Annotated in this window: 5 protein-coding genes; all 5 read right to left on the bottom strand. The window is 32.6% G+C overall.

The window, feature by feature from the left end:
- Positions 1–257: 257 nt before the first annotated feature.
- Genes M3210_RS16735 through dndB form a run of 5 tightly spaced genes read right to left on the bottom strand, consistent with a single transcriptional unit; the run spans position 258 to position 6,434 of the window.
- Positions 258–1,385, bottom strand: a complete 1,128-nt coding sequence (locus M3210_RS16735; protein ID WP_349774376.1) for a cysteine desulfurase family protein — start codon at positions 1,383–1,385, stop codon at positions 258–260.
- Positions 1,382–1,777 (bottom strand): DNA sulfur modification protein DndE, encoded by a 396-nt coding sequence (dndE, locus tag M3210_RS16730; protein WP_251516796.1) that lies wholly within the window; start codon positions 1,775–1,777, stop codon positions 1,382–1,384. Before dndE ends, M3210_RS16735 begins: the two co-directional genes overlap by 4 nt.
- A complete protein-coding gene (gene dndD / locus M3210_RS16725) occupies positions 1,767–3,761 on the bottom strand; it encodes a DNA sulfur modification protein DndD (protein ID WP_251516794.1) in 1,995 nt (664 codons plus the stop codon). The genes dndE and dndD overlap by 11 nt, the downstream gene beginning before the upstream one ends.
- Before the next feature lie 19 nt (positions 3,762–3,780).
- A complete protein-coding gene (gene dndC / locus M3210_RS16720) occupies positions 3,781–5,343 on the bottom strand; it encodes a DNA phosphorothioation system sulfurtransferase DndC (RefSeq protein WP_251516792.1) in 1,563 nt (520 codons plus the stop codon).
- Positions 5,340–6,434 (bottom strand): DNA sulfur modification protein DndB, encoded by a 1,095-nt coding sequence (gene dndB / locus M3210_RS16715; RefSeq protein ID WP_251516790.1) that lies wholly within the window; start codon positions 6,432–6,434, stop codon positions 5,340–5,342. Before dndB ends, dndC begins: the two co-directional genes overlap by 4 nt.
- Between the last annotated feature and the right edge of the window lie 27 nt (positions 6,435–6,461).

The raw sequence follows: 6,461 nt of genomic DNA, 5'->3' as shown, positions 1-6,461 counted from the left end.
TCATACCTAGCTTTCCATTCTATTCTTTTGTTAGCATCGTTCATTGGCATAACCTCCAGATTTTTTTCTAAAGAGATTATCTCAAGAACGGATATTTAATAGAAGGTGTTCATTGTTTGACGCTTACGAGGATGTGGAGTGAATGAATCCTTAGTAAATGAAACATAAAATGCTCCAAATTAATGAAAAAGGCAGCTTCCACTAGGAAAGACTGCCTTTTTAAAGTGAAGATTGAAAAGGGCTAATGTGAATAATCACTATAACAGTTTGAATACATCCAACTCATCTATCTCAATATAAGGTGAAAAAGAAAATCTCACAGACTCTCTAACTTCTTGTAACGATAATCCAATAGCCTGCAATACATGAGATGGCTTTGTACTACTACAAGCCGATCCGGATGATGCTGCAATAACTGGAGCTAATTTTTTTAGTAAGATTTGATTATTAATTCCCTTGAATCGAATATTTAATATGCCGGGAATTTTATTATTATCATCTGAGTTAAAAATAATATGATCATTAAATTTCTCTATCAATAATTCCTTTGCTTTTTCCTCAAGCTCTTTTAATTGCTCTCTATTGGAAGATAGCTGCTCTTTTGCAATTCTTGCTGCTTCTCCAAAGCCTACAATGTTATGAACGGAGTAAGTCCCGCTTCTTAATTCTCTTTCTTGTCCACCACCGTGAAGCAAAGGTGTAAATTCTATTAACTTTCCATATTCATCGCTTCTTACAAATAGAGCACCAACGCCCTTTGGGCCGTGCATTTTATGAGCTGAACAGGATAAAAAGCTAATCCCCTGGTATTCTTCTAAATCAATGTCCACTTTTCCTGTAACCTGTGTTGCATCTGTATGAAAAAAAACATTTCTATCCTTACAAAACTGTGATATCTTCTTAATATCATTTAGTGATCCAAGTTCATTGTTTCCCCAAAAGATACTTACAAGAATAGTGTTATCGTTAAATGCTTGTTTTACATCTTCTGGATTTACTCTACCAAATTGATCAACATCAAGATAGGTTATCTCATATCCTTTATCTTCTAAGTACTCACAGACATCCATAATAGAAGGATGTTCTGCTTTAGAGGTAATGATATGTTTTCCTTTGTTTGAATAATGTTCTGCTACACCTTTTAAAACAGTATTATTACTTTCGGTAGCCCCACTTGTAAAGATAATTTCAAGGCTTTTCGCACCAAGAAGATTTCCAACATGGTCTCTTGCTGCTTCAACGGCTTCTTTTGCATGTATTGCTAGGTCATAAAATTTACCTGAAGGATTTCCAAATTCCTCAGTTAAAAAGGTTAACATTTTCTCCCTGACTTCAGGGAGGATTGATGTTGTTGCACTATTATCTAAGTAAAGTATGGTTATCACTCCTTATTTAACAAATTATCCTCTGAGGCCTTTAGTAAGTTTGTTAATAACTTGTTATAATTACCAGCATGTTTATATTCCAATTCGAGTAATCGAACTCCACGTGATAAATGTGCATTAAATATATTAGGGAAATATTCAGATTCTGGAATCTGTCTTCCGGCATGCTGCCTAATTAGTGATTTATAGAAATAGTCGTGTTCACCTGTAAGTGTATTGCGATTAAATTCTAATCCTTTACTCTCTGGTTGCACTTCTTCAGGAAACTCAGGGTCAATTAAGGATAATGATATTGCTATTCTCGCAAGTATGTTTGGAGTTAATCCCGTAGTACTTTGTAAGCTTTTTAAAGAATCAGCAGTTTTTTCCGTTGTTTTCAATCTAAAATTCATTGAGAGTTTCCCCTTTTATATGACGATTAAAAAAATGGTTTTCTATTTTTGTATGTTTGTTATTTGTATCATAATTCAATGTATAATGATTAGATACATAAGGTGATAAATCATGAAATAGATCTTCTGTAATTTCAGAGTTTGTAGCTAAGATAATGCATTGCTCCCCAAATTGAGGGATTAGATTATTTATAACAGATGCCTTATGTTCTAGGTCTAGTCTTCCTAATAGTGTGTCTAAGACTATAGGTAGTTCTTTACTAGATGAATGAATTGTCCCCCAAATAATGGAAAGAACAAGTAGTTCATTTTCTCCTGCGGATAGAATACTTTTATTAATTGTATTGCTATCTTGATCAATTAGAGAGACTTCAAATGTTTCGTGATCAATGTAAATACGTTTAATAAAGTTTTCCTTTCTCATAAGACCTTTAATCATCTTAGTTGAGAAGTACTCTATATCTCTTACTTTCTTCCGGAGTTGATCCTCTTGAAACTTTCTACTGATAGTCAATGCCTTTTCCGTTATGTGAAAGGAGGATTTTTTCTTGTATATATTGTGTAGTTCTTTTTTTACCCTCTCATATTGCTTGTTAATCATATCGATTTCTTCATGCAATTTTTCTTGTAAGTCTAATAGATTATTTAAGATATTTTCAAGTTTCGAAATTTCTATAGAGTCTTTCTCCATTGACTCTATCATTTCATTAAACTCTGAAGTCCGCTCGTTATCCTTTAATTTCCTGTTTAAGAGAGATAATTTACTCAAGTCATCACTGTTTTGTTGTAGTATTTGATTAATCTTTTGCAATCTTTTTATATTGATTTGAGATGAGAGTGAGAGTACTTGATTTGTTTCTGTTTTAGAAGCGTTATGAATAATAGGTATGTCATCTGAAACAGTAAGTTCATTTCTAAGTACAGTGAGTATTTTTTCCTTTTTATCAGAATCCAGTGAAGTACTAAATACTTCTTCAATTTCTTGAAATGATATAGTATTTAGTTTCTCTTCAATTATGCTGGAAATATAGTAGCTTTCTTCACTTTCTAGTTGATTTACCAAGTTGTTTAGTACCGGCAGTGCCAAGAAGAAAGGAAGGTCTTTGGCAATAAATTCCTTAACAGATTCATTTGCTTGCTTACGATCACTCTCTATTTTTAAAATTTCTTTTTGGATATTTTCTCTTTCCTCAAATAGTAAACCTCCATGAATGGAGAATTCTTCTCTAGTTTTTCTGTAGTTTTCTTTAGTAGCAGTTAATTGCTCTGTGAGCATATCAGTTTTGTTTTTCAGATCTTTTAACTCATCAATCTTTGTTTTTAAATTTAATTCTACTTTATCTCTTTCCTCTTCCAATTTTCTTTCATGGTTGGATTTAGAGTCTTCGGATAAGTATCTTACTAAATTCTGTTCTAAACTTTGAAAGAGGTCCAAGTTAAACAGTCTAGAGGATAATTCTTTTAAATAAGAAGACAAATTATCTTCATTACTTAGTTTTGTAATATCCTCTCCGTCAAAGAAACATAGTTCCAAAAGAGAAGGTGGAAAAGTTACTCGTAACTTTTCCAGAAAATTGTCTTTTTCGATTTCACTTAACCGACTACGATTTTTAAAAATCTCTACATGTTCTTTTACTGATGAATTAGATAGAGTCCAGCTACGGATAATTTCAACTGAAATTCGTTTAAATTCTTCTACAGTTGTAAATCCTAATTTAATCTTAAAAAATCTCTCACCATTATTTTTTGCTTTATTATTGAGTAATGTCTCTATAGTTGATAAGTAAGTTTGGGTGTGAGTTCTAAATCCATACGCTAATGGACCATATAATGCGAGCCTTACACTGTTTAAGAATGTAGTTTTGCCAGAACCGTTTTTGCCACCAATTAATACAGTGTTCTTATTTTCATCCGTATTAAATGAAAATGTATTAGTGCCTTCATAGGGACCAATATTAGTTAATTCTATTTCTTTAAAGAGCATAAGCTATATCCTTTCTATCTTACAAATGTAAATAATCTTGGTTTAGAGCAGAGGATAATTGATCCATTAGACCTCTCTTCATTTTAAATTCAGAATGCTCTTTTTCAATTAATAAAAGTCTCTTCATTAGGCGATAATCAAGCCCTTCTTCTTCACACATTAATTCTAGTTGAGTTAAATCATCACGATCAAACAAAAGTCTGTCATCTTTTTCCCAGTCTAAATCGTAACCAAAAATATCGTAATATATCATAGGTAGACTATCTTCAAAATCACCATTGTTAAACCATATTTTTCGGATTTCTTTTAGTTCATCTTCTTGAATTAGTTGATAGCTTTCATCATGAGGATGTTTAAGGTTCTTTTGTACTTTTAATAACCTTGTTAAAATTTCCTTTCTTGCTTCTAAAGTAAATGGCCCTAGTCCTAAGCGGTAGTAATTATCTTCTGAATCTCGAATTAAAATATTAGGGTCATCGGAAGTAGAGAGATCAATATTATTTTCTTTTAAATATGTTTTTAGCTCCGCCTGATCAATAATTTCAAATTCAGTAACTGGAATAAACTCTCTTTTTCGATCACCTTTTTTAGGTATTAATATACAGTCTTCACCATTATGTTCAATAATTTGAACTTGAAGATAATAAACTTGACCATTCATACGATATTTCATGCGCATTGAGCGATCATCTCTAATACTACTTAACCAGTTTCTAAAGTTAAGTAATGGTTTCATCCAATCATGTCCATTATTAATAAAGCCTGTCAAAGCTTTATCCTCATTTACTACTGTACAAACCCAACAACCGAAACGAGAATTACCACAAGATCCAGCTGCTTCTTTTATCGTCTTATCAACAACTAGCGGACATTCGCCACTGTTTGAATCACTGTACAGTCGATATAATTCATAATTGTCATCCCCCCAAGGAGATTCATGATTTAATAGATAGTTCCAGACATCATCTACACTAAATTTTTTAATTGGTGCATAGACATATGCATTAGTTAAAGTAGAATGTCTCATTAATAATTTTCCTTCTGTTGAATGAGATTTAATAACATTTGCTCTAGTAGCACTCTCTTGTTCTCTAACTCCAAGTAGCATAATAACTTCTCCAAATGAATTCACTTTATCCATTATAAATTGGTTTGCTGGATCTATTTTCATTCGGTCCGTACACCATCTAAATTGTTGATTTGGAGAAGGGTAACCTTTGCCTATAATATTTGTCCAAAATGATTGCTCAATCATTGGTTTAACTTTATGAGTCTCAATTGGAAGGTTATCTTCAATAGCCTTTTCTTCTATTCTACGTAGGGTTGTATTAATAGATTGTATAATTAAAGGTGTTTCTACTAGTGTATCCGAAGAAATTACATAAATTTTTTTATTTAATTGTTCTGACGATAGTTCTTTGAGCGCTTCATAAACGAGCTGTATTACGACTGTAGAATCTTTACCACCGCTATAACCTACAACCCAAGGGCGGTCGTCTTCTAAATATACCTTCCTAATTTCCTCTTTTGCATCTTCAATCAGAGTTACTTGATCATTAAATAAGTTGGATATAATACTCATTTTGAAACTCCTTTTATAAACTCACTTTCTATAGCTTTTTCCTGTTCAGAAAGTGGTAAGTTTAAGATTTTTTTAATTTGAATAGCTGTTAGCTTTATGGTTTGAGCGTTTTTCTGAACCCTTCCATTTTTGATTGCTCGGCCTTCCCAGCTTCCACTTTGACGAGACCAATCAGCTTTATTCAATTCCTTAATATATTTTTGCCAGTTATTTGGATCAAATTGTCTTAAAAAGTTTCCTACTATACCGATAGCTTCAAAGAAGACACCATGACCAACTATATAGTTCATTCTTATGTCTTTGGGGGTTAGATCTTTGTTCATAACCTGGTGCCATTCACTAATGGAGTCAGTCAAAGTTGACCAGAAATTATGAAGAAATTCTTCATCCTCCTTAGTTATTGCATCTCCTTTGGAAATACCTAGTAACTTCAAATTTGTATTAAAAACGTGATTTAAAGCAACAATCTTGGGAGAGTTTTTAGACAGAGAAACTCTTTCTTTATCTGTATATCTCTTTAAGAAAGGAGTACTACTAACAATATCTTTTGTAACGATTGCTAATTTATCACGGTGATCATAGAGAATTCCTATAGACGATGTAGTATTAACCGCATGTCTATTGAGATCTGAAAAAATTTGCTGAGAATTCTTTAGCCCTTTATCAATAAAAAATACAACTGATATTGTTTCAGAACCTAATTCTGGGTTTATCTTCAACGCTTCCTCTATAGCTGCACGACGATGTTGCCCGTCGTTAATTAGAAACTTTGCGTCTAAAGCAATAGATAACATGCCAACGTTAATTAAGGATGGATCTTCAGAAGTGGGAGTAAACTCTACTTCTCCGTCTATTGAGGCTGTAAGGGAAGAGAATACATAATCATTTGGATTATCTAGAATGTAATTGGTAATTTCAGGTATTCTATTCCTGTTAATTATTCTCTGCGAGCGATACTCTGGCGGAACTTCGTCCTCATCAAATAAGAAAATCTTAGGAATAACCCGTAAGGGACACATTGCAATATAGTATTCTTTACCCGCCTGCAGTCCTCGAATACCGGGGAAATTATAACTAAATCCAAATTCCATAACTCTTCTCCTTTTACGTACGTAATT

The sequence above is a fragment of the Oceanobacillus luteolus genome (assembly GCF_023715655.1).
Classification (GTDB): domain Bacteria; phylum Bacillota; class Bacilli; order Bacillales; family Amphibacillaceae; genus Oceanobacillus; species Oceanobacillus luteolus.
This window is presented reverse-complemented; position numbering and strand designations above follow the sequence as displayed.